The 23316-nt window shown below is 53.4% G+C and carries 15 protein-coding genes, 1 tRNA gene and 2 rRNA genes (1 of these 18 cut by a window edge); 9 read left to right on the forward strand and 9 right to left on the reverse strand.

Features of this window, described 5'->3' with window-relative positions; all coding sequences use genetic code 11:
* Positions 1-2 precede the first annotated feature (2 nt).
* The 3 genes from PUV54_RS00315 to PUV54_RS00325 all read left to right on the forward strand — a co-directional run bounded on the left by PUV54_RS00315 (position 3) and on the right by PUV54_RS00325 (position 2261).
* Positions 3-452 (forward strand): tellurite resistance TerB family protein, encoded by a 450-nt coding sequence (locus tag PUV54_RS00315; protein WP_274493523.1) that lies wholly within the window; start codon positions 3-5, stop codon positions 450-452.
* An 89-nt stretch (positions 453-541) separates the two neighbouring features.
* Entirely contained in the window at positions 542-880 is a 339-nt protein-coding gene (fdxA, locus tag PUV54_RS00320) for a ferredoxin FdxA (RefSeq protein WP_274495235.1), read from the forward strand.
* 280 nt (positions 881-1160) lie between these two features.
* Positions 1161-2261 carry a CarD family transcriptional regulator gene (locus tag PUV54_RS00325; RefSeq protein WP_274493524.1) on the forward strand — a complete coding sequence of 367 codons (1101 nt, stop codon included), beginning with the start codon at positions 1161-1163 and terminating at the stop codon, positions 2259-2261.
* Positions 2262-2263: 2 nt separating this feature from the next.
* Here the strand turns inward: PUV54_RS00325 and PUV54_RS00330 are convergent, their stop codons facing one another.
* Genes PUV54_RS00330 through PUV54_RS00340 form a run of 3 tightly spaced genes read right to left on the reverse strand, consistent with a single transcriptional unit; the run spans position 2264 to position 10010 of the window.
* Entirely contained in the window at positions 2264-3019 is a 756-nt protein-coding gene (locus tag PUV54_RS00330; protein ID WP_274493525.1) for a thermonuclease family protein, read from the reverse strand.
* Positions 3016-5067, reverse strand: coding sequence for a penicillin-binding protein 1C (pbpC, locus tag PUV54_RS00335; protein ID WP_274493526.1), 2052 nt, complete (start codon positions 5065-5067; stop codon positions 3016-3018). The genes PUV54_RS00330 and pbpC overlap by 4 nt, the downstream gene beginning before the upstream one ends.
* On the reverse strand, positions 5064-10010 hold the full coding sequence (locus PUV54_RS00340; protein ID WP_274493527.1) for an alpha-2-macroglobulin family protein: 4947 nt from the start codon (positions 10008-10010) through the stop codon (positions 5064-5066). The genes pbpC and PUV54_RS00340 overlap by 4 nt, the downstream gene beginning before the upstream one ends.
* Before the next feature lie 179 nt (positions 10011-10189).
* Here PUV54_RS00340 and PUV54_RS00345 point away from each other — a divergent pair.
* Positions 10190-10266 (forward strand) — tRNA-Arg (locus tag PUV54_RS00345).
* A gap of 9 nt (positions 10267-10275) precedes the next feature.
* Here PUV54_RS00345 and PUV54_RS00350 read toward each other — a convergent pair.
* Positions 10276-11538, reverse strand: a complete 1263-nt coding sequence (locus PUV54_RS00350) for a hypothetical protein (RefSeq protein WP_274493528.1) — start codon at positions 11536-11538, stop codon at positions 10276-10278.
* A gap of 571 nt (positions 11539-12109) precedes the next feature.
* Between PUV54_RS00350 and PUV54_RS00355 the strand changes: the two genes are divergently transcribed.
* The 3 genes from PUV54_RS00355 to PUV54_RS00360 all read left to right on the forward strand — a co-directional run bounded on the left by PUV54_RS00355 (position 12110) and on the right by PUV54_RS00360 (position 15393).
* On the forward strand, positions 12110-13918 hold the full coding sequence (locus PUV54_RS00355; RefSeq protein ID WP_274493529.1) for an ABC transporter transmembrane domain-containing protein: 1809 nt from the start codon (positions 12110-12112) through the stop codon (positions 13916-13918).
* Between the two features lie 142 nt (positions 13919-14060).
* Positions 14061-14192, forward strand: a complete 132-nt coding sequence (gene ccoS / locus PUV54_RS16635; protein ID WP_420797886.1) for a cbb3-type cytochrome oxidase assembly protein CcoS — start codon at positions 14061-14063, stop codon at positions 14190-14192.
* 112 nt (positions 14193-14304) lie between these two features.
* Positions 14305-15393, forward strand: a complete 1089-nt coding sequence (locus PUV54_RS00360; protein ID WP_274493530.1) for an alanine racemase — start codon at positions 14305-14307, stop codon at positions 15391-15393.
* A 9-nt stretch (positions 15394-15402) separates the two neighbouring features.
* Here the strand turns inward: PUV54_RS00360 and PUV54_RS00365 are convergent, their stop codons facing one another.
* Positions 15403-16116: a class I SAM-dependent methyltransferase gene (locus PUV54_RS00365; protein ID WP_274493531.1), complete on the reverse strand. Its 714-nt coding sequence runs from the start codon at positions 16114-16116 to the stop codon at positions 15403-15405.
* Between the two features lie 278 nt (positions 16117-16394).
* Here PUV54_RS00365 and PUV54_RS00370 point away from each other — a divergent pair, with 278 nt between their 5' ends.
* Positions 16395-17366, forward strand: a complete 972-nt coding sequence (locus PUV54_RS00370; RefSeq protein ID WP_274493532.1) for a sterol desaturase family protein — start codon at positions 16395-16397, stop codon at positions 17364-17366.
* Entirely contained in the window at positions 17363-18523 is a 1161-nt protein-coding gene (locus tag PUV54_RS00375) for an acyltransferase family protein (protein ID WP_274493533.1), read from the forward strand. The genes PUV54_RS00370 and PUV54_RS00375 overlap by 4 nt, the downstream gene beginning before the upstream one ends.
* Before the next feature lie 132 nt (positions 18524-18655).
* On the opposite strand, the gene PUV54_RS00380 is transcribed toward PUV54_RS00375, so the two are convergent.
* The 4 genes from PUV54_RS00380 to PUV54_RS00395 form a co-directional block, all read right to left on the reverse strand.
* A complete protein-coding gene (locus PUV54_RS00380; protein WP_274493534.1) occupies positions 18656-18937 on the reverse strand; it encodes a hypothetical protein in 282 nt (93 codons plus the stop codon).
* A 10-nt stretch (positions 18938-18947) separates the two neighbouring features.
* Positions 18948-20339 carry a hypothetical protein gene (locus PUV54_RS00385; RefSeq protein ID WP_274493535.1) on the reverse strand — a complete coding sequence of 464 codons (1392 nt, stop codon included), beginning with the start codon at positions 20337-20339 and terminating at the stop codon, positions 18948-18950.
* A 341-nt stretch (positions 20340-20680) separates the two neighbouring features.
* Positions 20681-20795 (reverse strand): 5S ribosomal RNA (gene rrf, locus PUV54_RS00390).
* A gap of 126 nt (positions 20796-20921) precedes the next feature.
* Positions 20922-23316 (reverse strand): 23S ribosomal RNA (locus tag PUV54_RS00395) (it continues 401 nt past the right edge of the window).

A 23316-nucleotide genomic window follows, 5' to 3' on the forward strand; every position in this document is an offset into this window, starting at 1 on the left:
TCATGCTTGATAAACTTTTCGACCGTTTCAAACAGCAAACTCCGTCAGATGAGGCGCAAGAAATTGACGCCTTGCAACTTGCATTCGCTGCTCTGCTGGTGGAAGCGGCGCGCGCCGATGAGATCTATGCCCAACATGAAATCGAGATCATCGACCGGGCGCTGATGAACAAATTCTCCATCGACGCCGGTTCGGCCGCGGCGCTGCGCACCAAAGCGGAAGCGGTCCAGGAGAACGCGAATGACATTCAGCGCTTTACCCGGGTCGCCAAGGAGATGAGCGAGGATGAAAAAATCAGCCTGCTCGAGGAGATCTGGGAAATCATCCTTTCTGACGGGGATCGCGATTCCTTTGAAGACACGCTGGTGCGCCGGATTTGCGGGCTCATCTATGTAGATGACCGGGAAAGCGGTCAGGCCAGACAGCGTGTCGAGGCCCGGCTAAAAAGATAATGAGAATTATTGGCGAACTCGCCGCTTGCGTCACCGCCGCCAGCAGTTATGAAGAGCCAAAGACTAGAGAATTCAAGGAGCCTCGCCCGATGACTTACGTGGTGACTGAAGCCTGCATCAAATGCAAATATACCGACTGCGTGGAGGTCTGCCCCGTCGATTGTTTTTATGAGGGCGAGAATATGCTGGTGATTCATCCGGATGAATGCATCGATTGCGGCGTCTGCGAGCCTGAATGCCCGGCTGAAGCCATCATCCCCGATACCGAGGACGGCGCTGACAAATGGGTGGAACTCAACACCAAGTACGCGGCTGTCTGGCCGAATATCACTGAGAAAGTCGATGCGCTGCCTGGCGCGGATGATGTTGCTGAGGAAAAAGGCAAATTCGAGAAGTACTTCAGCGATAAGCCAGGAGAAGGTTCCTGATCGCTTCTGACCTGAGGCAACATTCGCCCGTAGCATCAGTTGAAATTTTGTGCTAATATCCTAGTTAAATCTTAGGTTCTCTTGCGGCGCGCGCTTTCAGCCGGAGCATTCGAAAAACTGCACAAGCTCCTGAATTTAAAGTATTATTTCCCTGTGAGTCTTCCTCATAGCGAAAGCCTGTTCAGGTTGCTTCTGAACTGCGCGCAAAAACCAGCGAGGCCTTGAAGACAAAATTCGCCGCCGACGGGTTCCCGACGGCGTAAAACGTGAAGGTCAAGGAATGGCGACGAAAGCAAAAAAAACAGCGGCCAAGAAAACCACCGCGAAAAAGGCCGCATCAAAAAAAGCGCCAGCGCGCAAAACGACCGCCAAAAAGGCGACCGTGAAGTCCACAGCCAAAAAGAAAGCGACCGTTAAAACGTCCGCTAAAAAGGCCGTCAAAAAAGCGCCAGCCAAGAAGAAGGTCGCAGCAAAAAAGACTGCCCCGAAAAAGACGGTTAAGAAAAAAGCGACCGTTAAAACATCTGCCAAAAAGAAGGCGACCGTAAAGACTACGGCGACGAAAAAGAAAGCCGCCAAGAAAACCACGGCTAAAGTCGCACCAAAGAAAAAAGCTGCGACGAAAACCACCGCCAAGAAAGCAACCGCCAAAAAAGCCGCCCCATCAAAGGCTAAGGCGACAAAAAAGACTGCGGAAAAACCGAAACCAAAGCCAAAGCCCGCCAATGTGGGCCAGGCCCCGCGTAAAACCACCCTCGCCGCTTCAATCCCGACGCCGACGACGGTGATGCCAAAGGATGCGCCTCAAGCCGATGCTGACGCTTCGGAAAACGTTCAGGCGTCAAAAACGGCGAAACAGGATTTCAAGGTCAACGACCAGATCGTCTACCCCGCTCATGGCGTCGGCAAGATCATGAGCCTTGAAAAGCAACAGGTCGCTGGCATCCCGATCGAGCTTTTCGTCATCAATTTCGATCAGGAAAAGATGAAGCTCCGCGTCCCGACCGGCAAAGCGAAAGCCGCCGGCATGCGCCCGCTTTCAGACGATAAAACCGTCAAGGACGCCATTGGCACCCTTAAAGGCCGGGCCCGCATCAAGCGAACCATGTGGTCGCGCCGCGCGCAGGAATATGACGCAAAAATCAACTCCGGCGACATCAAGCTTGTTGCTGAGGTGGTGCGTGATCTCTATCGCGGAGAGGACCAGCCGGAACAAAGCTATTCTGAACGACAGCTTTTTGAAGCTGCGCTTGACCGCATGGCGCGAGAAGTCGCAGCGGTTCGCAAAGTCGATCTCGGCAAAGCCATTGAAGAGCTTGAAGGCGTTCTCAGAAAGAAAGCCGGCGCAGCAGCAGCAGCTGCTGCCGCCGCCGCCAATTAAACTCAAGCTGTTCTCGCGTGTAACAACTCAATCTGTTTGGGGTGAATGAGATCAATGGATGGTCCGTTGATCTCCTCTACAAATCCGCGAACGCGAACCCTGACGCCCTCAAGCGCTGCTAAATCGAATTCGTCTTTCGCCCAGCGGCGGTAAATCCTGCTGACGGCACCGGCGGTAAAATCTGTTCGATAGTCATCGCCGAAATTCAAATAAAACCTGCTACGCGTTTTTGCAGCCCGAACGACTGTCCCCTCGATGATGTTATAAGCGCCAATCGCGCCGTTCGCGGATGTCGCTTTGTAGACGCTGTATGAATCCAGAGACCACAAGCCTTTCCGGCCGTCTCGCGTTGTCTTTTCAGCGGCTAGCAGCCGGTCGATGTGATCATGGTTTTCCGTTTGCGGCGCGACACGCACGGCTCCTGCCGCGCACAATATTTCCTGAAGGGTTCGCGACGAGGCTTGCATTGTGGCGATAACGGGCTGTACGCCCCAGCGAGATTTGGGGCTGGCCTCTTTAATATTAACGCCCTGCCTCAACAAACTATCGAGCGTTTGACGAGCAGCCTCAAAATAGGCTGGCGGCGTTTTTTTCAATGTGTATAGCGGCGGCGCGATAACATCCGCTAACTGATATTCGTCATCACCGACCGTAAACCGGTCGCCGGATAGGGCTGTTGCATTGACGACAGGTGTTTGCGCATTTGCACGTATAGCACAAAAAGATGCCGCGCCTGCAATGAAGGCGCGCCGTTTCATCCTGAAACCACGCGTACCTTTGAACGCGCTGATAACCCTGCTTCATCCACGACCACCACATCGTAAAAGCCCGCCCGTTGAGGTTTCCAGACATGGCGACCGCTTGTTTCCTCGATAGCGACAGGTTCCCCATTGACGTACCAGCGATAGTCGCTGGCGCCGCCCCTTGCGGCGAGGGAAAAGCCCCGTGACGCAGCAGACCCAAGATAAACCTCCACGCCATTACGCGGGAAAATAATCTGCGGCGGCGTTTCCGTTACCGGTTTTTCAAATCGCGCCAGCGCCAGAACCGGAGCATCGTCTGCATTTTCATCGATATTGTCTTGCGTATCTTCCTCACGTTCGATGAGGTCAAAAGCGTCAAACAACAACGGCGCTGCCGTCTTGCGACCTGTATGGCCTGGCCTAGGCGCGCCATCGGCGCGGCCAACCCAGACGACAACGGTGTAGCCGCCGCCATGGCCAGCCGCCCAGGCGTCACGGAAGCCGTAGGACGTGCCTGTCTTGAACGCAATTTCCGTGGCGTTTTGCGTGAGCGACGCTGGCGCTCTTCCCTTTAGCGAGGGCGCACCGGCAAGGATTGCGCTGATACGCGTCGCAGTTTCTTCCGAAAACAAATGATACGCGTGTTCAGGTTCTGCTGCTTCGTCTTCTGTCCAGCGAAGCGGCTTCACTTCACCACCGCTGCCTAAAGCGGCGTATAAAACAGCCAGTTCCTGAGCCGTAATGCCCGCACCGCCAAGCGCCAACGCCAATCCCGGTTTACTGTCAGCCCGCTCCGGCGTTCTCAGACGTACCCCTGCTGTTTTCAGCAAGGCCGCAAAACGCGACGCGCCGACACGGTTCAGCGCACGCACCGCAGGCACGTTCAGGGAATGCTGCAATGCTTCGCGTACTTTTACTTCGCCGCGAAAACCACGATCAAAATTTTCCGGCGCGTAATCGCCGAAAGCACGCGGCATATCTTCGATGACTGTCTCAGCGCTGGCATAGCCATCTTCAAAAGCAAGGCCATAAATAAAAGGCTTCAAGGCTGACCCTGGCGAACGCGCCGCGGCCGTCAAATCAATCCATCCCCCTTGCGCCTTCAGCCCTGATGACCCGACAAGCGCGCGCACTTTGCGTGTTTCGTTTTCAACAATGATCATTGAAGCGGTCGCGTCATCGTCGAATTGTTTCACATACTGGCCTAGCAACGCCTCTGCGCGATTTTGCAGTTCTCTGCTGATAGACGAGCGAACAACACTTGGTTTTTCATTGCGAGTGAGTTGATAAGCGGCGTGGTAGGCGTGTCTCGGCAAATCATGACGATGCGCAGGCAGCCGCGCTTCTGCTGCTTCACCCGCCAGTTTATCGCTAAGCGCGCCAGCATCGACAAGCTTTGTAAGAACAAGCCGCCGTGCGCTTTTCGCAGCCTCGGATCGCAAATCCGGGCGCCGCGCTTCGGGGGCCTGTGGCAAAGCAATGAGCAACGCTTGTTCCGCATCGGTCAGGCGCGCCGGCTCTTTATCGAAATACAAGCGGCTTGCCGCACGGACGCCCTCTATATTCCCGCCATAAGGCGCGAGGGTAAGGTAGAGCTCCAGAATTTCAGTCTTAGAAAGCCGGCGTTCAAGTTGAAACGCGCGCAGCATTTCAATCGCTTTTGATCCGTATGTACGCGGACGCGGCTCAAGCAATCTTGCTGTCTGCATCGTAATCGTCGATGCGCCGGATACGATGCGTCCAGACATTACCGCTGATACGCCAGCGCGAACGACCGCCAGGGGATCAACGCCCCAGTGCGTATAATAACGCTTGTCTTCTATGGCGATTAGCCGCTCAACAAAAACAGGATCGATATTTTCAAGGTCGGCCGCGAACCGCCAGCGTCCCTCCTCCGTCGTAAAGCCGTGCAGCCATTCGCCGTTGCGGTCGATCACCAGCGGCGAGAGTTCACGCGCTTTGTCAACCGGCGGTGGCAAGACAAGGTCAAGCGTTACAATACTGCCCAGAACCGCCAGTACCGTAACGCCAACTTTAATCGTTATGCTTTCAAGGCGAATCATTCAGCCGCAGCAATTGAGACATCGGCGACACTCGTGCGGGCGAACACGCCGGGCCGATACATATCTTCGATGACAGCGCCCGGCATCACGAACTCGCCTGGCGTTACTGCACGCACCACATAGGCTAGCGTGAAACGATTGCCACCCCGTATGTCGACAGCCGCCACGAACCGGTCGTCGCGCGCTTCAGCCACACGCGGGAACGAAAGCTCGCCAATCCATTTGTAGGGACCGCTATTGTTGCGCCCGCCGCCGTCTTCAGGTTTGAGGATCGTTTCAATTTCAAAACCCGCAGGGAGCAAGTCTGCAATCACGGTTGGATGTAAGCGCTGGTCCGCCGCCGTGCCTGTAATAACAACTACCAGCCTGTCATTTTGCCGGACGGCAGCAAGATTCGCCGGGCGGCCATCGCGCGTAGCGACACGCTTGGTCAACGTGAGACCCTGGTTGGCCGCAGGCGGAGCAGAGATAGGCGAACCCGATACGGTCAGAGAGCGGAAGATCTGTCCTTCCCCGTCATTTCGGTATGACACGCCATCAGCGATATCGTTTGCAGCCAGCGTGAAAGACGGCGCCGGCGGCAAGTCAGAAAGGCCTTGGTCATTAACAGAAAGCTCAACTTCGCCGCCTTCGCGCAACAGCGCCTGCGCCGCTAGCAGCGTGAAAGCTTTTTCCTGCGTGTGCATCCGGTTCGGGTCCTTCATGACCGAAATAAATTGTTCGGTTAGCGCTTCCGTCCTGCCGGATTGCCCAGCTTCAACTGCAAGCGCCAACACGCCGGCTACATCGCGCAAGTTTGTTTGATAATAATCGCCGCGATTCTGCCAGCCAAAAGCTGCGACTGCTTTTTCAAACGCGCTGCTCGCGCGCGCTTTATCGCCCATCATCGCCAGTGCCGCACCGATGTGTGCGCGAGCAAGCGGGCTTGGCGTTTCCTCCAGAAGCGCGTCATGGAAATAACGCAAGTCGGAAAGGTCAGCCTGACCAGCCCGCGCTAACACGTAAAGCGCATAGGCGGCTGACCGGCGACGCAGGTAGTCACGCGTATCATTGTTATTCGTAAACTCCGGCACCGTCGTCTGGTAGCTCGCGAGATACCAGCGATCGATACGAGCCATGTCCTGCAGCGAGGAATAGGCACGCTCCAGCGCTTCGCTCGGCACGCCGTAGCCTTCGGCTTTTGCACGATAGAGGAAGTCCGTCACATACGCGCCAAGCCATGGCGAGGCCCAGCGATCATTAACCCGCCACAAGCCAAAAGCACCGTCCGTCCCCTGACGGTTCAAAAGCTCATTCACGGCTTTTTGCACGCGCGGACGCACTTGACGTTCAGGCCCCCGGCCGATCTCGCCGCCAAGGACATCGACGAACAATAGCGGCATTGCGGAACTAGTTAGCTGTTCAGAGCACCCGTAAGGATAGCGGTAAAGCGCATCGAGAAGCGGCCCGGGTTCGACACCCCGCAGACGAGAGAATGAGACCGCAACCTCAGCCGAACCAGGCACGAATGGGTCCGTCACCGCTTTCGTCAGTTGGAAGGTCTCGCCTGGATCGAGAGCGGCTGTACGCACTTCGGTGACCGGGAAATACGGCGTGCGCGACTGGATCGGATAGGACCGTGAAACGCTGAACCCGCCTGGTCCGTCGACGTTCATACTCACTGCGCCAATGCCCACCGCGCCGGTGGTGAAAGTGAACGCATGTGTCGTCTTCTCGCCTTGCGCGAGCGTAAATGTTTCGCTTGCCGAAAGGTCGACCGGCCCGTCGCCTGTAAGCGAGACGACATAGTCGCCAGCTTCGCCATCGACATTGTCAATCAATAACGTTGCTGTCGCCGTATCGCCGGGCGCGAGGAAGCGCGGCAATGCGAGTTCCGCCGGTACTGGATCGCGCACGGTTAACGGTTCCGACGTAGAGCCGAGCTTGTCTTTCGACCAGGCAACCGCCATCAGGCGCAGTTCGCCGTTAAAGTCAGGCACTTCGATTGGGACTGTCGTCCGGCCGCCCTCACCGACCGTTACAGGACCTGAAAACAGCGCCACCGACTTTGTCGGCACAACCGTCAGGCCCTCGCCGCCGATGCCGTCGCCGCCGAACCGGGCGGCAGCGCCCAGATTGGCGTCGAGAATTCGTCCGTAGTCGTCACGAATTGCAACGCCTAGGCGTTTTTTGCCATAGTAATAATCGACAGGATCGGGCGATGGGAATTTCGTCAGACGCAGGATGCCTTCATCCACCGCCGCCAGCGTCATCATCACGGTCGAACCAGACGCAGCGCCAGCCACGGTCACCGGCAGGTCCAGTTGCTGACGGGGGCGGAATACCTCGGGATCGTCAATGGATACTTCCAATTTGCGAGCCTTCATGTCGAACGGCACATAGGTAACCGCCATGGCGCGTCGCGGCACGGGACGGTCGCCCGGATCGCGCGGCGTCACAACGGTGGCCATCACATAAAAGCCTGCGCCCCAACTCGGGTCCGTATCTATGATAATTTCCCGACCATTCGCGCCGACCTTCATGCGTTGAACAAGATGCACCTTGTCCGTTGCAATGGCGACGGTCGCTTCGCCCTCATAAGGAGGGTTGAGGAACAACCGCGCCCGCGAACCCGGCGTTACGTTGTCTGTCTGCAACGTCACAGCAGCCTGATCGGGAGTATCAGCGCCCGATGCATAGGAGCGCCAGCCCACATAAAAACGGATATCGCTCGCGGCTTTACCGCCTGCTTGCGTGACGGAAAGACGGTACGTGCCCGGATCAACACGCTGATTGACGAGTGTAGCGATCTGCTCTGCGCTGGATGTGCCCCGTCCCTCAGCGATCAGGACATCACGGAAAGACCGGCGCCACCGCCACTGACCGTTTTCACGATACCAATCGAACCAGTAGTCTTCCTCGACCAGCTTCCATTCCAGCTCGCCTTCAACCGGCTGGCCTTGCCAGTCGAGCAGTACGGCGTTGACCGCCACTGTCTCACCCTGACCGAAACTACCGCCATCGCCGGCAAGCTTCAGCCCCACATAATGATCGTCGGGACGGACAGGAATGCGCGCGGACTCGCGAACAACACGGCCGCCGGGTTCGACAACGCCGACGACAACATCTGCCCGCATGGGCGCGCCGTAATCTTTTGGCGCCGAGTCTACGTTCAGCGCGACACTCGCCCTGCCTTCAGCGTCCGTCGTGGTGTTTGGAAGCGTCAGGAACCGCTCATCGAACCGGCCATTCACCGGTCCAAAACGGTATCCTGAAAAATCCGGAAACGGGTTGGGGTCGAGGCGCAGACGCGCTTCCGCTTCCACAGCCAGACCGCTGGCCGGCGCGCCGTAAAGATAACGGCTTTCGATGTTTAGCTCCCGCGCCGTACCCGGGCGAATGGGTGTAGTCTCTTCACCTTCGAGCGTGACTTCCAAACGCTGCGGGACAAAATCCTCTACCGAGAACTGCTCGGTTCCGACGAAGCCGTCGAGGCCATCCGCCGCCACCTGAATTTGCCACATACCGCGCGGCGCGGACGCCGGGACTTCATAATCAAAACTAAATCCGCCGATTTGGGTTTCATCGATACGAAGCTTTTGCGCTTCCGTATAATTAGGCCGGCGAATAGTGACCGTGAGCGGACGGTTGTCGATCGCGCGCCCAGCATCATCTCGCAACAGTCCCGAGACGTGCACTGTTTCTCCCGGACGATAAATGCCGCGATCAAGATAGACATATGCATCGACTTTTGATGGCGCGTTGCGTCCGCCTACATCCCGGTCAGAAAGGTCAAGCGGCGCACGCGTCAGATCAAGCGCTGCGAAATCGTCCTGCGGCCCGTAGGCCATCAACATGTGCGGGGTCAACGGATGGTCGCCATTGACTGCGGCGCCCTCAAAACGGACGCGCCCATCGGCATTGCTGACAGCACGCGCCAAAACTTCGTTGTTGTAAGCTATGAGCGACAGCTCCACGCCAGCCATGGCGCGCGCCGATGAAATTGAGCGGACAAAAACGTCAATGCCGTCGGAACCGGAATATGTCGTCAACGCCATATCGGTGAAGACTACCCAGCGCCAGGCTTGCGCTGCCCGATATTCATCGGCGCCGGCGGAAACGTCTTTGATATGAACGAAATAGGCGCCTGGCTTTAACTGCTCCAGAGCCGCGCCTAGCGAAAAGACCGTAGTCTTCGTTTCGTTGCGCTCGCCTGTGGTGTCGAGTTTGCCTGTCCAGATTTTTACGCCGAGGTCTTTGCCGTCTTCCTGATCCCAGACATAGGAGTATTGTCCCTCGCCGCTGGCTTCTCCCGCAACGATATTCTTGCGCGCGAGTGTTCGATCAGAGACGCGGTAAACAGAAACTTCAACCTCTTCGACATTGACTGTTTCAATGCCCATGCCGTCAGCTTCCAGACGCGGAAGAATAACGCCGTCCCCCGCGAAGCCCGCATATGACGGTTTATCGCCAAACGCGACCACAACCTCTTCCGAGCGCTCAAGCCTTTCGTTCTTGCCGCTTGGCAGCCCGGCGCGCAAACGCACGCGATAATCCTTGTCGAATTCAAGACCGGCAAGGCAAAGTGAAGAACCGTCAACCTCGATCGCTGCGCCATCATCTGGCGTGATGCGCACAAAATCGCCGTAGTTAATGTCTCCGCTGTCGTTCAACTCGCGAGTAAACTGCAAGCAAGCCTTGGGGCTTTCCGTCCCGGTATCAAGGCGGAGCCGTCGATAAGCGAACGTCTTAATAACTTCTTCTTCCGGCCGCTCGGCCTCATCGCTCCTTCGTTCCTGGAAAGAGCGCCTGGGAGCGTCACCGCGGGTTTCACCTGTGACTACCTGCTGGGTGTTCGGCGCGCCTGACCCGGCGTCCGGGGCGATCGCCCTGCCGACCAGCAAACCAACGGCGAAGACCGCCAAAAATCCGCCCGCTAAAATAGCCCCTTGTCGCCGCGCCATATTCTTCTCCCGCCTAAAACGCTTCGCCCCTTGCCGGACACTGAACGCCAATTATGGCGGTTAATCAGCGGAAGGAAAACGATTTGAAGGAGAAATCGGGAAAATTCGGGCGTTTAGATGATTAAAGCCGGTTTAGGTGCGCTGCAAGATTGGCTAAGGTCGCCACGCGAGCGCATTCCGTCCCCGTAGCTCAGCAGGATAGAGCACCAGATTCCTAATCTGGGGGCCACAGGTTCGAATCCTGTCGGGGACGCCAAATAACCACTCAAGCAGCGCGAGGAGCCATAATAGGTTGATAGATCGGCGCTTGCGTCAGCGCCGTGTAAAGCGTCTTGATGTTGTTAATATACTCATCTATCCGCGGATCCTGAGCATGATTTTCATGCACTTGTTTGCATATAGTCTCGATGTCGTGCTGGCCTGCAATCAATTTCAGGAAGAAATCACGAAAAGGCTGCGGTGTTTGCTCGCCTGTGTTTGGGTCTTTATTCAGTAAAAGGAGACCCATCCAGTCAGCAATGAGAGCCGACGCATCATTATCAGCGCCAAGTTTCTGGGCGACAATATCGATAAGCTCTTCGATATTATCGCAGACATAGAGCGCGCTCACAAAAAATTTCAATTCCGGGTCGAGTTCCCCTTTATCCATTCGCTCGCGAAGCATGACTGTCATTTCATGCCGTGGAACGCTTATCAGCGAACGGCCAAGCAACTCCCACTCTTCGCCATACCGTTCCGCCATGATCGCCTGCGCGTGTTGCGGAATAGCGTGCCCTCGCTCGGCCAGTGTTCGAAAAAGGTAGTATGTCTCCGGCAAGTTCGCCGTATTGGAAAACCCGGCTATCTCATCTGCAAACTTCAGTTCATCAACATAAAGCAACCATTCGAACGCGCGATAGCGCTCCATCATGTTGCCATTGCTCATCTCACTCGGCTGGGAAATTGTCTCATAGGCGGCATGTGGCCGGTCAAACGTGAGTGTCAAACGCGAGCTCGGCGCTACGCTGTCCCTGCGAATGCTTACAGCAGCGCCCAATTTTCCGCCGTATGCCAGCGCATGGATAGTTCCCCCCGGCCCCGCTTCAACCTTTTGCACAAAACCGGCGCGCTGAATGCTGAGCGTCTCTGTTTTTACCTGACCGATACGAAAACTATGAGAAACATGGCGCGCCGTTTCAAAGCAATACGTTTTGTGCAGCGATTCACCAGAGAGAACCTGATACGCTCCGTCCCATTCATGACTATGCGGCGCAGCGACGCGTGAATTCCAAAAGTGAAAAAATATCAGAAAATTTTCATACGATCCGCCGATAAATATACTCGGCGCGCCATGCGCTCTTGAAAGGCTTGCGCGCGCGCCTCTACGATTACAGAAATGCCGCAGAATATCTTCCGGTGACGTACGTTCATGAAATCCGATATTTTCGAGCGCTTGTACAGCACAGCCCGAAAAGTCCGTATTGCTGTATTTTGCTACAGCCCACTCTTTTTCCGTTTCTGCAGCCAGCTCGTCTATTAACGTATCCACCAACAGGCTCCATTCACGCGTGAAGAATAGGAGGAAAGGGTGCGGCCTTTCCTCCTGAGCCTTCAGAATTTAAAAATCCTGATGATAAATTTACGCGTATTCAAAGCTCGTGGAGCCGACTTGTGGTGCTGCAAAGTCGCACGATTGAGCGCTATCTGCGTATTCGAAGCTTGTTGAACCAACATTTGTGGAACCGCTGAAAAGCAGCGAAACTAGGTTGATCATTAAATCCTCCGTTTGTTGTTGGGAATGTCTAAGGCTCCTGGCATCAAGATAAAATCTGCCCTTTTCAAAACCTTACGATTCGTACTATCTATCATTATACATGACCAAGTCAATAGGCTAAAGTGCACATAACGAGTATAGCCAAATATTGTTTACGCCTACCACCAGTGCGCTTCGCGACTTCCGAGCGGCACGCGTGTAACGATATTTTGATTATACGAATTGCAATTTCAGGACATTTCATAAGCAGGCGGAACTTCAGTCAGGTTTTTCGTTAGATGTTTCATTTTCCTGACATCGACTGACGAGAGCTCAGCATTCCGGCTGGCAGAAAAAGGCGAAAAGTATGACTGTTCATCAAAGGGGGCGCCCGCAAGGCGATAATATAAAATCGGTTCAGTCGCTCTATCAGTTTTTCAAGCCATACAAACGCCTGATCGTATTCACGCTATTGCTCGTACTTCTTGCTGCAGTTTTCCCACTACTTGTGCCGCTTGCTGTCAGATTTTTTGTCGATTGCGCGCTTACCCCCTCTACGACCGCTGAGGCCTGCCGGCTTTACCCTGGCGGCCCAATCCAAACGCCGCAGTCCTTGTTGATGATCATATTCGGTGTCGCCGTTGTCACCGGCGCAGTCATGGCGGCCCGCATCTATGTTGTGGAAAAAGCGGGCGCCAAGATAGCGCTCGGCCTACGCGACAAAACCTTCACCCACGTCATTGGGCTGCAACGCAGCTTCTATGATCGTTCTAACCCAGGCGAATTGCTTTCACGCATAATCGTTGACCCAGGCGGTGTTCAGGTGGTGATAGTCAACGCTATCGCCGGAGCAGCGGGCAGCATTATTTTGTTTACTCTCGCTGTCCTCTTGATGCTCATTACCCATTTGCAACTCGCCACGCTGGCTTTAGCTACAGCCCCAGTAATCTTGTTGCCCGTCATCATACTTGGCAAGCCGTTTCGAGACTTGGCCCGCGAAGCACAAAACATGGCGGCCGAGGCAAGCCGTATCGCCAGTGAAAACCTGAACACAATGGATGTCGTGCGTTCATTCGCGGCAGAAAATACCGCACAACGAAATTTCCGAAACGTACTCAACGCAACATATAAACTGACTTTAAAAAGAGGGGCGCTAAACGCCTGGATGAATGCCGTAGCACGGCCCATTTTCTTTGGTTGGGTAATCGGTCTCTTGTGGTTCGGGTTTTCACTAATAGAACAAGGTAAGTTAACGCCCGGCCTACTCGCTCAGTTCGCAATCCTCGCTGTTATGGCCGGAAGCGCTGCCGCTTCACTAACCAATGTCTGGGCTGAACTACTCCGTCTTGCCGGCGCTACGGAACGACTTACAGAGTTGTTAAGCGAACAGAACGACATCAAGCCGCCAAATAAACCGCATTCTCTCCCAGCTACCGTAACAGGCGCTATCACTTTCCAGAACGTTATATTTCATTACCCCTCTCGGCCAGACCGGACTGTCTTTGATCAACTATCGCTCGAGATAAAAGCTGGCGAAACTCTCGCCATTGTGGGGCCCTCGGGAGCAGGCAAAAGCACGTTGTTTCATCTACTCTTACGCTTTTATGATCCGGTGAGCGGCGTCATTACATTGGACGGGATCGACCTTCGCCATTTCGACCCTGGCGCGTTGAGAAAGCAGTTTGCTGTAGTTCAGCAAAACGCTCCGCTTTTTTCAGGCAGCGCTTACGAAAATATTCGCTACGGTCGCCCTGACGCCAGCGATAGCGACGTTATCGCAGCCGCGAAAGCCGCTATAGCGCATGATTTTATTGAAGCCCTGCCCCAAGGATACCGGACTAATCTCGGCGCCATGGCCAGCAATCTTTCAGGCGGACAAAAACAGAGAATCGCAATTGCAAGGGCTCTCATTTGCGACGCTCCTATCGTACTCCTTGATGAAGCCACAAGCGCGATAGATTCCGAAAGCGAAGCGGCATTTCAAAAAGCATTTGAAACGTTGCAAGAAAACAAAACCACCCTAGCCATCGCTCATAAGCTTTCCACAATCCAGAATGCAGACAGAATTATTGTTCTAGAGCATGGCGCCGTCGTGGATAGCGGTGCACACAAAACGCTTCTGCAACGAAAGGGGCTATACGCCAAAATGGTCGAGGCGCAGCTTTTAAAGCCCTGACACGGCTACTGACGCCAGCCACGCGGCCGTAAACTTCATTTTCAAGGTGACTGCTATAACCGCTTATGACTACGCATGCGTTTTCTAGAAACGCACGCCGCCTTGCTATCGATAACCTCAGCTTTGCTATTTCTAATCCCTATTGCTTTTTTTAGGCGGTATCGCGCTGATCGCATTTTTCTGGTCCGTAAAATCTGGTCAATGTGACGACAAAGACAGCGCCGCTGAACAGGTTCTGTTGGACGACGGTCTGGATGAAGACCGAAACGCTTAGATAATAGCCGTTTTCGTGTATATACGTCGCGTAGAAACGTTAACCCGAGTATGCCCGAATGCCGACTTTGCATGACATTGAAACTCCTGCCCTTATCCTTGATGAAGATAGGATGATGCGGAATATAGCCCGAATGCGGAAACGCTTTTCTGGTATCGAGGGCGTATCATTTCGTCCTCACCTGAAAACCGCCAAGTCCATTGATATTGCAAGGCGTATTTTCCCGGATGGTCCTGGAGCAATTACAGTTTCCACCTTGCTTGAAGCGGAGCATTTTGCTGAAGCAGGGTTCAAAGATATTCTTTACGCTGTTGCTCTGTCGCCAGACAAGCTGCCAAGAGTTCAAAAAATAAGATCGTCTGGCGTAGACCTGTGCGTGATAGTGGACAGCGCGGAAGCTGTTCATCATATGCAAGATCATTTTTCACAAGCGCTCACCGGCGTACCGTTTCTTATTGAAATCGATTGTGATGGATGCCGTGCCGGCGTGCCCCATAGGGACGGCAAAAGCCTGTTGGCAATTGCAGATTGTCTTACCAATGCGGGCGCCGAACTACGCGGCGTGATGACCCATGCCGGCGGATCTTATCTTGCAACGTCATCTGCTGAAATTGAACGTACTGCGAATGAAGAACGCGCGCGAACGCTCGCATGCGCTGCAATATTGCGTGAAGCAGGTTATGCCGCACCAACAGTCAGTATCGGGTCCACGCCAACCGCATTAGCGCCCGGTTCGGTTGAAGGCATTACGGAAATTCGAGCGGGCGTTTTCGTCTTTTTTGATCTCGTCATGGCCTCGCTCAATGTTTGTTCTCTGGACGAAATTGCGTTGTCAGTATTGACGAGCGTTATCGGACGCCGGGACGATAAGAGATGGGTTATAACTGACGCCGGTTGGATGGCCCTTTCAAGAGATCAGGGAATTGCCTCGCACGGTGATAGCTATGGCTACGGCCTTGCCTGCGATATCAATTGTACTCCTGTCAACGGCGCTATCATTTCAGGCGCCAATCAGGAGCATGGGATTATGACTGTGCGGGAAGGAAGCGCGGGTGAGTTTCGCTCCATTGGCATTGGAGAGCGCTTGCGCATCTTGCCTAACCATGCCTGCGCCACCGCCGCGCAACACCTACAATATTACGTAGTGAAAACAGGGTCAGATGAAATCGTAGCGACATGGCCGCGATTTAACGGGTGGTGATAATCTGATTTACTCAGCAGGCTTTACAAAACGAACAAGGTAATTGTCATTCAGGCCTTCAACTTCCGGCTCTTCCGCAAATTCAAAACCGATAAATTCAATTTCGGAAATCACACCGGCTTTTCCGAAACGGATATGAGACTTGTCTGAAGGGCGTTCCGCACCAGGCTCCAGATCATAATCGACAATAACCAATGACCCACCGGGTTTGAGTGATCGGTAAACCGATTTCATCACATCTTCGCGGTTTTCAAAATAGTGATAGGTATCCGCAATAAACACCACATCGATTGCGTCGTTGGGAAGCGTTACGTCATCTTCGCGCCCAAAGACCGCTGTAATATTATGAAATCCTGCATCTTCCGCCCGCCTATTTATGAGGTCCAGAAAAAGCGGCTCAATATCTTCAGCGAAGACTCTCCCCGTAGGCCCAACCGCCTCAGCAAATAGCAGGCTGTAAAGACCGGTGCCCGCCCCGATATCGGCGACGACACCGCCCTCTTCCAATGACAGCGCTTCAACGACTTCTTCTCTTGCGGAGTATAGCTCGCGGCTACCGACTTCCAATCTTTCCAACCATAGGTCTAGATTGATCTCGTCATCAGCAGGGACAGCGGTCGCTGGACCATCGCCTCTGACCTCACCCTGCTTGTTATCTGTACAACCGGAAGCAATTGCGACAAACGCCGCAGCTACCACCTTAATTAGCGTTGCGCCCCGCATACGCCCTCAATTTTGTCTGCACGCGCGCTATGCGCCATGCCTTAATCTATTCGGGCCACCCTAGCCCGCATTACCGTTTAGCTCCATCCGGTGCGCCGGGCCAGACCCAAATCGCCCGTATCAAAACTCGCCCATTTTCGCAGCCCCCGAACTGTTTACAAAGCGCTGTATTTACTAACGCTTTCACCTTCTGTTCATGAGCCGGAACGTAAAATGCGGCCATGGAAAGCATGGGAGCATGGGCAGCAACGCGGCTGCAGCCTGGCGTTGACGCCGTGATGAGTAATCTCGGCGCCCTTTTTGGCGTGGGCTCACGGTTTTTCCTCCCCTATGTTCTGGTAGCAATCCTGATTGGGGTAGCAGCGACCTTCTACAGACGATGGAAGACAGATTCCGCAGAAAAACCGAATTTTCTCGCAGAGATCTTTGACCCGTCGGTTTACTTTAACAGGTCGTCACTGGTGGACTTAAAAGTAACGATCGCGAATCGAATTTTTACCCCAGGCCTTGCGGTTCTTTCCCGTTCGGCAACGGTGCTGACCGCCATCGCCACCGTCTCGATGCTTTCAGGGGAACCTCCGTCGCTGGAAAGCGATGCGGCCCGGGTCAGTCTTGCGATGCTTTGCTTGGTTACACTTGCCGTTACGATGGCAAGTGATTTCACGACGTATCTTATCCATCGCCTGCATCACGAAAGTGACGTGCTTTGGCCGTTCCACAAATTACATCACAGCGCTGAAACACTGACGCCACTGACTTTCACACGCAAGCATCCAGTATACGATTTAATCCGCGCAACCGCGAACGCCTTTCTGGTTGGACCCGTACAGGGAATAATTTTCGTTGCCGCAGGCGTCACGGACATTTTTCTAATATTGGGAGTTAATGCCGCATATGCGGTCTTTTTCTGGACCGGCGCCAACCTTCGCCATTCGCATATTTGGGTTTCGTACGGCCCCATATTAAACCGAATTTTTATCAGCCCCGCACAGCACCAGATTCATCACAGTTGTGCGGTTCAACATCACGACAAGAACTATGGTGAAATCTTCGCTTTTTGGGATTGGATTTTCGGCACGCTTTACGTACCTGAAAACTTCGAAAAGTTGGAATTTGGCGTAGCCGATGCGACTGGAAAACGATTGCCTCAACCGCATTCAACGCTGAAAGACGCCTATTTAGTACCGCTCGTTGAAGCTGCTGCAGCTGTAAAGCCCGCGCGTAAGCCCAAGACGGCTGCAATCCAATGACACGCGGTTTCTCGCTATATCTCGATGCGTTACGCGCCGTTGCAGCGTTCGTCGTTTTCTTTTCCCACTTCGCTTATTCCCGATTTACCGGCGGCGCATACACTTGGTTCCGAGACTATAATTTCGGCAGCGACGCCGTCATCGTTTTTTTCGTGATGTCTGGTCTGCTGATCGCCTATGCAGCAGAACGGTCCGACAATTTATCTGATTTCACCAGAGCGAGGGCGGCAAGGTTATATTCCGTCGCACTTCCAGCCATCTTCCTGACGTTCGTTCTGGACTCGATCGGGCGCGCCGCCGACCCCAACCTTTATCAACCGCCATGGGACCGCGATGGGTCGAGCATCATAGAATTCGTCCGCGCCATAACATTCACAAACGAAATATGGTTTTCGGGAAGCCGGCTCGGCACCAACGGCCCTTACTGGTCGCTCGCCTATGAGGCCTGGTATTATGCGCTATTTGCGGTTTTTTTCTTTGTTTCAGGCGCGAAAAAATGGGCGCTTATTATAGCTGGCGCAATTTTTGTCGGCCCTCGCATTCTACTGCTGGCGCCGTGCTGGATCGCCGGCGTCGTATTTTACAATAAGTTTATCAAAACGACGGCGCCAACCATATCTGCCTCTCTGGGCTTGGCATACACGCTTTGTCCGGTGTTCGCATACGCCGCCCTGCAATATACCGACGCACCTACAGCGCTTTATGCAGTCACTGCACTGATAACCGGGCTTAGCGAACCCGGCATACTCTATGGGTTTTCGAATGAGTTCCTGTGGAATTACGTGTTAACTGCGCTGATATTCATTCACTTGCGCGGCGTCCTTGCTCTTCCGTCATGGCTGCCTGCTTTCTCAGAGAAAACAAAGGTACTCATTAGATGGCCGGCGCAACGATCTTTCTCGCTATATCTTTTTCACTATCCACTCATTAGCTGCTTGACAGCGCTGTCACCACTGGCAAGGAATTCGCAATTTCATCAAATCCTTATTCTTGGTGGGGCCCTGGCAATCTCCTTTATGCTTGCAGAGGCGACAGAGCTGCGCCTTCATGCATGGCTAAGAAAATTCGATCATTTTGGAAAAACCGTGCGAAAGCACGGTGAATATAAATCTGCTGCACCGCCGCAGCAGCATACTTATCTATTTTCTAAGAAGTAGTTCTCGGGTAAGCCAAAACATACAAATCTACTGACGCATGTAACGACCGTGTCAGGAACAGATAAAACAATTAAGTTCTTACAGCGTAAGTCCTATCTGTCGCCACTTGCAACAGCGAAATCGCTCAGATTGTTATCCTTCTTCATTAAGACGGTCAAACACATCCGTCTCAGATTCATCACTTTTTTCCTTTGCTGCTGGTTTGCCTGCGACAAATATTGTTCTGCTATTAGGAGCATCATCAAAAAACGCCCTACCCGTCTCTAAGAGGCCTAATATCATCGCTCCGGAAGCTGAAGATGCGCGCATCCGAATCTCTTCCTTTGGTCCAGAAACATTAAGAATTATAAAGACCGGGGGATCCTCTTTGCTGGAATAGCCGACGCTATAGTTTTTTATTTTTCGCTTAGCCATAACATATCTCTTAGTTGCCATCATCGGGAATTTGCAAAATATCAAAAATCTCCCGCTCATTGTTTGTTAAAGCGCTTTCTAACACTTCATAAGCCCGATCTGGGTTAGACGAATTAGAGGCCGTTTGAAGCATTGCGTTAAATTGTTGCAATGTCTTGTTGTTAATGTGCTGTATACAGAACTTTCTGACATCACCGTTCACCTTCGGATCGTCAAGAAAGATCAAGCATTTTTGTGTCGCCTCGTCGAAATTCATATTTTGCTCGACAATTCTTGCGACTGTGTCTGCGACTTTTGTACTAACTGACCTCGGCGGATGATTCAAACCGGCAAATGCGCCTCCAGTGCGCCCTGCGACGCCGATATCACCGGGGTTGTTTAAAAACTCAGTAAGTCTTTCAATCAACTGCCGCGTATCATTTAGGTTGCTTTGCGCCAATTGCACATTTGCCTGTTCTCTTTCTACAGCCGCTTCTAATTCTACAGTGTTGGGTTTTTCTTCTTCTGCAACGGACGGGGTATTAGCGCTCTGTGCTGGCTCAGCGGGAGCTGCCGCCGCTGGATCTGTTTCTCTTTCAGGCTGTGCAGGGTCAGGCTGGGGTTGAGGGCCGGGCTGTGGCTGAGGTTCGGGAGCAGGCTGCGGTTGTGGTTCAGGCATTGGCTGAGGTTGAGGGTTTTGCGCTGCCTGCAATACTTCTTGCGCCTGTTCCAGATCTGTTTGTGCGGTCTGTAATGCCGCGACTTGTTCGCGTTCAAGCGCACGGGCAGATTGAAGCTCAGCTCGTATGGCTGATAAGTCTGCACCAGCGTTCGCGGAAGAAGACGCGTCTAAACGAACCTGTTCGGGCCGGATAGGATTTGTTAGTTGTTCTATCGCTAGAATCGAAACAACGGCGCGATGGTCGCGGGCGGCCTGAATCTCCAAATCCGCTTCATCAATGGCGCCATTCAAAAACCTTTCACATGTTCTAAACATCATTTCGCGCAAGGTTTGAATCGTTTGTGTGCGTTGTATTGTTGCGCCGGATTCAGAAATCTGCACCGCCAAATTCATCGCCGCGCTGCGTTCTTGTGCGTTTTGAGAATAACTTGCAACCGCTGCAAGAGAGGAACTTAGCACCGAAAAAACATCGGGACTGGGTTCAGAACAATACCGGGCAAGCGTACCTCTTTTGTATTCGCCGTATTCGGTCGTAACGCTACCATCCGCATTACGGGTATGTTTCACTTCTAACGGCGTATATTGTCGAACACGATTAGCGATAATGCCGCGTTGTTTTGCGTCAACGAGTGCTACCTCGCCGCCCCGAACTGAGTGCGATCGGTATATAGAATTTATATTAGCGCATCCGCTGACCAACAGCGCGATCAAAATTCCAAGCAGTAAATTTCTAATTTTCATGACCCGCCCCATAGTATAGATAACGCATCATCTACCTATACTTCAATAAAAGCAACATTTCCCCTTATACGGGCGATAGTGAACTCGTCACATCCACAGCAAATCAAAGGGAAATTTAAATAAAACAAAACTACTTCAATAAGATAGGTGTGGCTGAATAGACAACGACGCTCATGGAGCAGAACTGAAGATGCAACGGAAATACATAAACGCGGCGACTACATTACAAAGTAACACTGCCTTATCCAACACGCGTTGTCACATGCGGAAAGCCACCGTGATGAAGTCACATAATTATTTAGTATGGTGGGGCGAAGAAGGGTTCGAAATCATTTTGGCAGGCCCGGCGGCGACTTACTCTCCCACGCCTTAAGACGTAGTACCATCAGCGCTGGGGACTTTAACGACCGAGTTCGGAATGGGATCGGGTGGAGGCTCCCCGCCATAACCACCGGGCCGGCGAAAACGATTTCAAAATGCGAGAGATGTCAGTTTTGGGTGCTGCGATCAATTCGTTCGTAAACGAACCGTTCGCCGCGCATGAGTAATTCATGACAGCCATCCAAGAATGACTGCATGAGGACAATCAAGCCAATCGAACAATTAGTACCGGTAAGCTTCACACATTGCTGTGCTTCCACACCCGGCCTATCAACGTGGTGGTCTTCCACGGTTCTCAAGGGAATATTTGTTTTGAGGCCGGCTTCCCGCTTAGATGCCTTCAGCGGTTATCCGTTCAACACATAGCTACCCAGCTGCGCCATTGGCATGACGACTGGTCCACCAGAGGTGTGTCCATCCCGGTCCTCTCGTACTAAGGACAGCTCCTCTCAATATTCCTACACCCACGGCAGATAGGGACCGAACTGTCTCACGACGTTCTAAACCCAGCTCACGTACCGCTTTAATCGGCGAACAGCCGAACCCTTGGGACCTGCTCCAGCCCCAGGATGCGATGAGCCGACATCGAGGTGCCAAACAATGCCGTCGATATGGACTCTTGGGCATCATCAGCCTGTTATCCCCGGCGTACCTTTTATCCGTTGAGCGATGGCCCTCACACGAAGAACCACCGGATCACTATGGCCGACTTTCGTCTCTGCTCGACTTGTCAGTCTCGCAGTCTAGCGGGCTTATGCCATTGCACTCGACGACCGATTTCCGACCGGTCTGAGCCCACCTATCGCGCGCCTCCGTTACAATTTAGGAGGCGACCGCCCCAGTCAAACTACCCGCCATACAGGGTCCCGGATCCGGTTTCACGGACCGCGGTTAGACATCAGTGACAACAAGGGCGGTATTTCACCTGTGGCTCCACGACTGCTGGCGCAACCGCTTCAAAGCCTCCCGCCTATGCTACACATGGTGACGCTAATGCCACTGTAAAGCTGTAGTAAAGGTGCACGGGGTCTTTCCGTCTAACCGCGGGTACTCCGCATCTTCACGGAGAATTCAGTTTCGCTGAGTCTGCATTGGAGACAGTGTGGAATTCGTTACGCCATTCGTGCAGGTCGGAACTTACCCGACAAGGAATTTCGCTACCTTAGGACCGTTATAGTTACGGCCGCCGTTTACCGGGGCTTCAATTCGGAGCTTGCACCCCTCCTTTTAACCTTCCGGCACCGGGCAGGCGTCAGACCCTATACGTCGTCTTACGACTTCGCAGAGCCCTGTGTTTTTAGTAAACAGTCGATACCACCTGGTTTGTGCCCCCGCCCCAGAGTTGCCTCCAAAGCGGGCTCCCTTCTTGCGAACTTACGGGAGTAATTTGCAGAGTTCCTTCAATGCAGTTCTCTCAAGCGCCTTGGTATGCTCTACCAGTCCACCTGTGTCGGTTTCGGGTACGGTCTTATGAGGAGGCTATTTCCAGGGACTGATTCGCGGCCCAACCAATCCAATAAGGTTGAACAACTTACTCAATCCGTCACACATCCTCTGGCCACTGAATATTGACAGTGTTCCCATCGGCTACGCCTTTCGGCCTCGCCTTAGGGGCCGGCTAACCCTGCGCTGATTAGCATTGCGCAGGAACCCTTGGACTTTCGGCGAGAGTGTCTCTCACACTCTTTATCGCTACTCGTGTCAGCATTCTCACTTCTCATACCTCCACGGCCCCTCGCGGGTACCGCTTCATCAGCATAGAGAACGCTCCGCTACCACGCACACTAAAAGTGTGCATCCGAAGCTTCGGTGCATAGTTTAAGCCCCGTTACATTTTCGGCGCGGGAACCCTTATTTAGACCAGTGAGCTGTTACGCTTTCTTTAAAGGATGGCTGCTTCTAAGCCAACCTCCTGGTTGTTTTGGGATTCCTACATCCTTTCCCACTTAACTATGACTTAGGGACCTTAGCTGTCGGTCAGGGCTGTTTCCCTTTCCACTACGGACCTTAGCACCCGCAGTGTGTCTGCCGAGCAGTACTCTTCGGTATTCGGAGTTTGGTTAGGATCAGTAAGGCGGTAAGCCCCCATAGCCCATCCAGTGCTCTACCCCCGAAGGTATTCACTCGACGCTCTACCTAAATAGATTTCGCGGAGAACCAGCTATCTCCCGGTTTGATTGGCCTTTCACCCCTAGACACAAGTCATCCCAACTTTTTTCAACAAGTACGGGTTCGGACCTCCAGTAAGTGTTACCTTACCTTCATCCTGCTCATATCTAGATCACCGGGTTTCGGGTCTAATCCCACTAACTAAATCGCCCTATTCAGACTCGCTTTCGCTGCGCCTACGCCTATCGGCTTAAGCTTGCTAGTAAGACTAAGTCGCTGACCCATTATACAAAAGGTACGCCGTCAGCCTTGCGGCCTCCGACTGCTTGTAAGCGTTCAGTTTCAGGTCTGTTTCACTCCCCTTGTCGGGGTGCTTTTCACCTTTCCCTCACGGTACTAGTTCACTATCGGTCAGATACGAGTACTTAGGCTTGGAGGGTGTTCCCCCCATCTTCGAACAGGATTTCACGTGTCCCGCCCTACTTAA

The sequence above is a fragment of the Hyphococcus flavus genome (genome assembly GCF_028748065.1).
In the GTDB taxonomy this organism is placed as follows: domain Bacteria; phylum Pseudomonadota; class Alphaproteobacteria; order Caulobacterales; family Parvularculaceae; genus Hyphococcus; species Hyphococcus flavus.

Bases quoted from the DNA above. Each gene is read 5' to 3' on its own strand.
- PUV54_RS00315 (WP_274493523.1), top strand. From the start codon at position 3: ATGCTTGATAAACTTTTCGACCGTTTCAAACAGCAAACTCCGTCAGAT.
- PUV54_RS00370 (WP_274493532.1), top strand. From the start codon at position 16,395: ATGAGTAATCTCGGCGCCCTTTTTGGCGTGGGCTCACGGTTTTTCCTC.
- PUV54_RS00330 (WP_274493525.1), bottom strand. From the start codon at position 3,019: ATGAAACGGCGCGCCTTCATTGCAGGCGCGGCATCTTTTTGTGCTATA.
- PUV54_RS00355 (WP_274493529.1), top strand. From the start codon at position 12,110: ATGACTGTTCATCAAAGGGGGCGCCCGCAAGGCGATAATATAAAATCG.
- PUV54_RS00385 (WP_274493535.1), bottom strand. From the start codon at position 20,339: ATGAAAATTAGAAATTTACTGCTTGGAATTTTGATCGCGCTGTTGGTC.
- PUV54_RS00325 (WP_274493524.1), top strand. From the start codon at position 1,161: ATGGCGACGAAAGCAAAAAAAACAGCGGCCAAGAAAACCACCGCGAAA.
- PUV54_RS00375 (WP_274493533.1), top strand. From the start codon at position 17,363: ATGACACGCGGTTTCTCGCTATATCTCGATGCGTTACGCGCCGTTGCA.
- pbpC (WP_274493526.1), bottom strand. From the start codon at position 5,067: ATGATTCGCCTTGAAAGCATAACGATTAAAGTTGGCGTTACGGTACTG.
- PUV54_RS00340 (WP_274493527.1), bottom strand. From the start codon at position 10,010: ATGGCGCGGCGACAAGGGGCTATTTTAGCGGGCGGATTTTTGGCGGTC.
- PUV54_RS00365 (WP_274493531.1), bottom strand. From the start codon at position 16,116: ATGCGGGGCGCAACGCTAATTAAGGTGGTAGCTGCGGCGTTTGTCGCA.
- PUV54_RS00380 (WP_274493534.1), bottom strand. From the start codon at position 18,937: ATGGCTAAGCGAAAAATAAAAAACTATAGCGTCGGCTATTCCAGCAAA.
- fdxA (WP_274495235.1), top strand. From the start codon at position 542: ATGACTTACGTGGTGACTGAAGCCTGCATCAAATGCAAATATACCGAC.
- PUV54_RS00360 (WP_274493530.1), top strand. From the start codon at position 14,305: ATGATGCGGAATATAGCCCGAATGCGGAAACGCTTTTCTGGTATCGAG.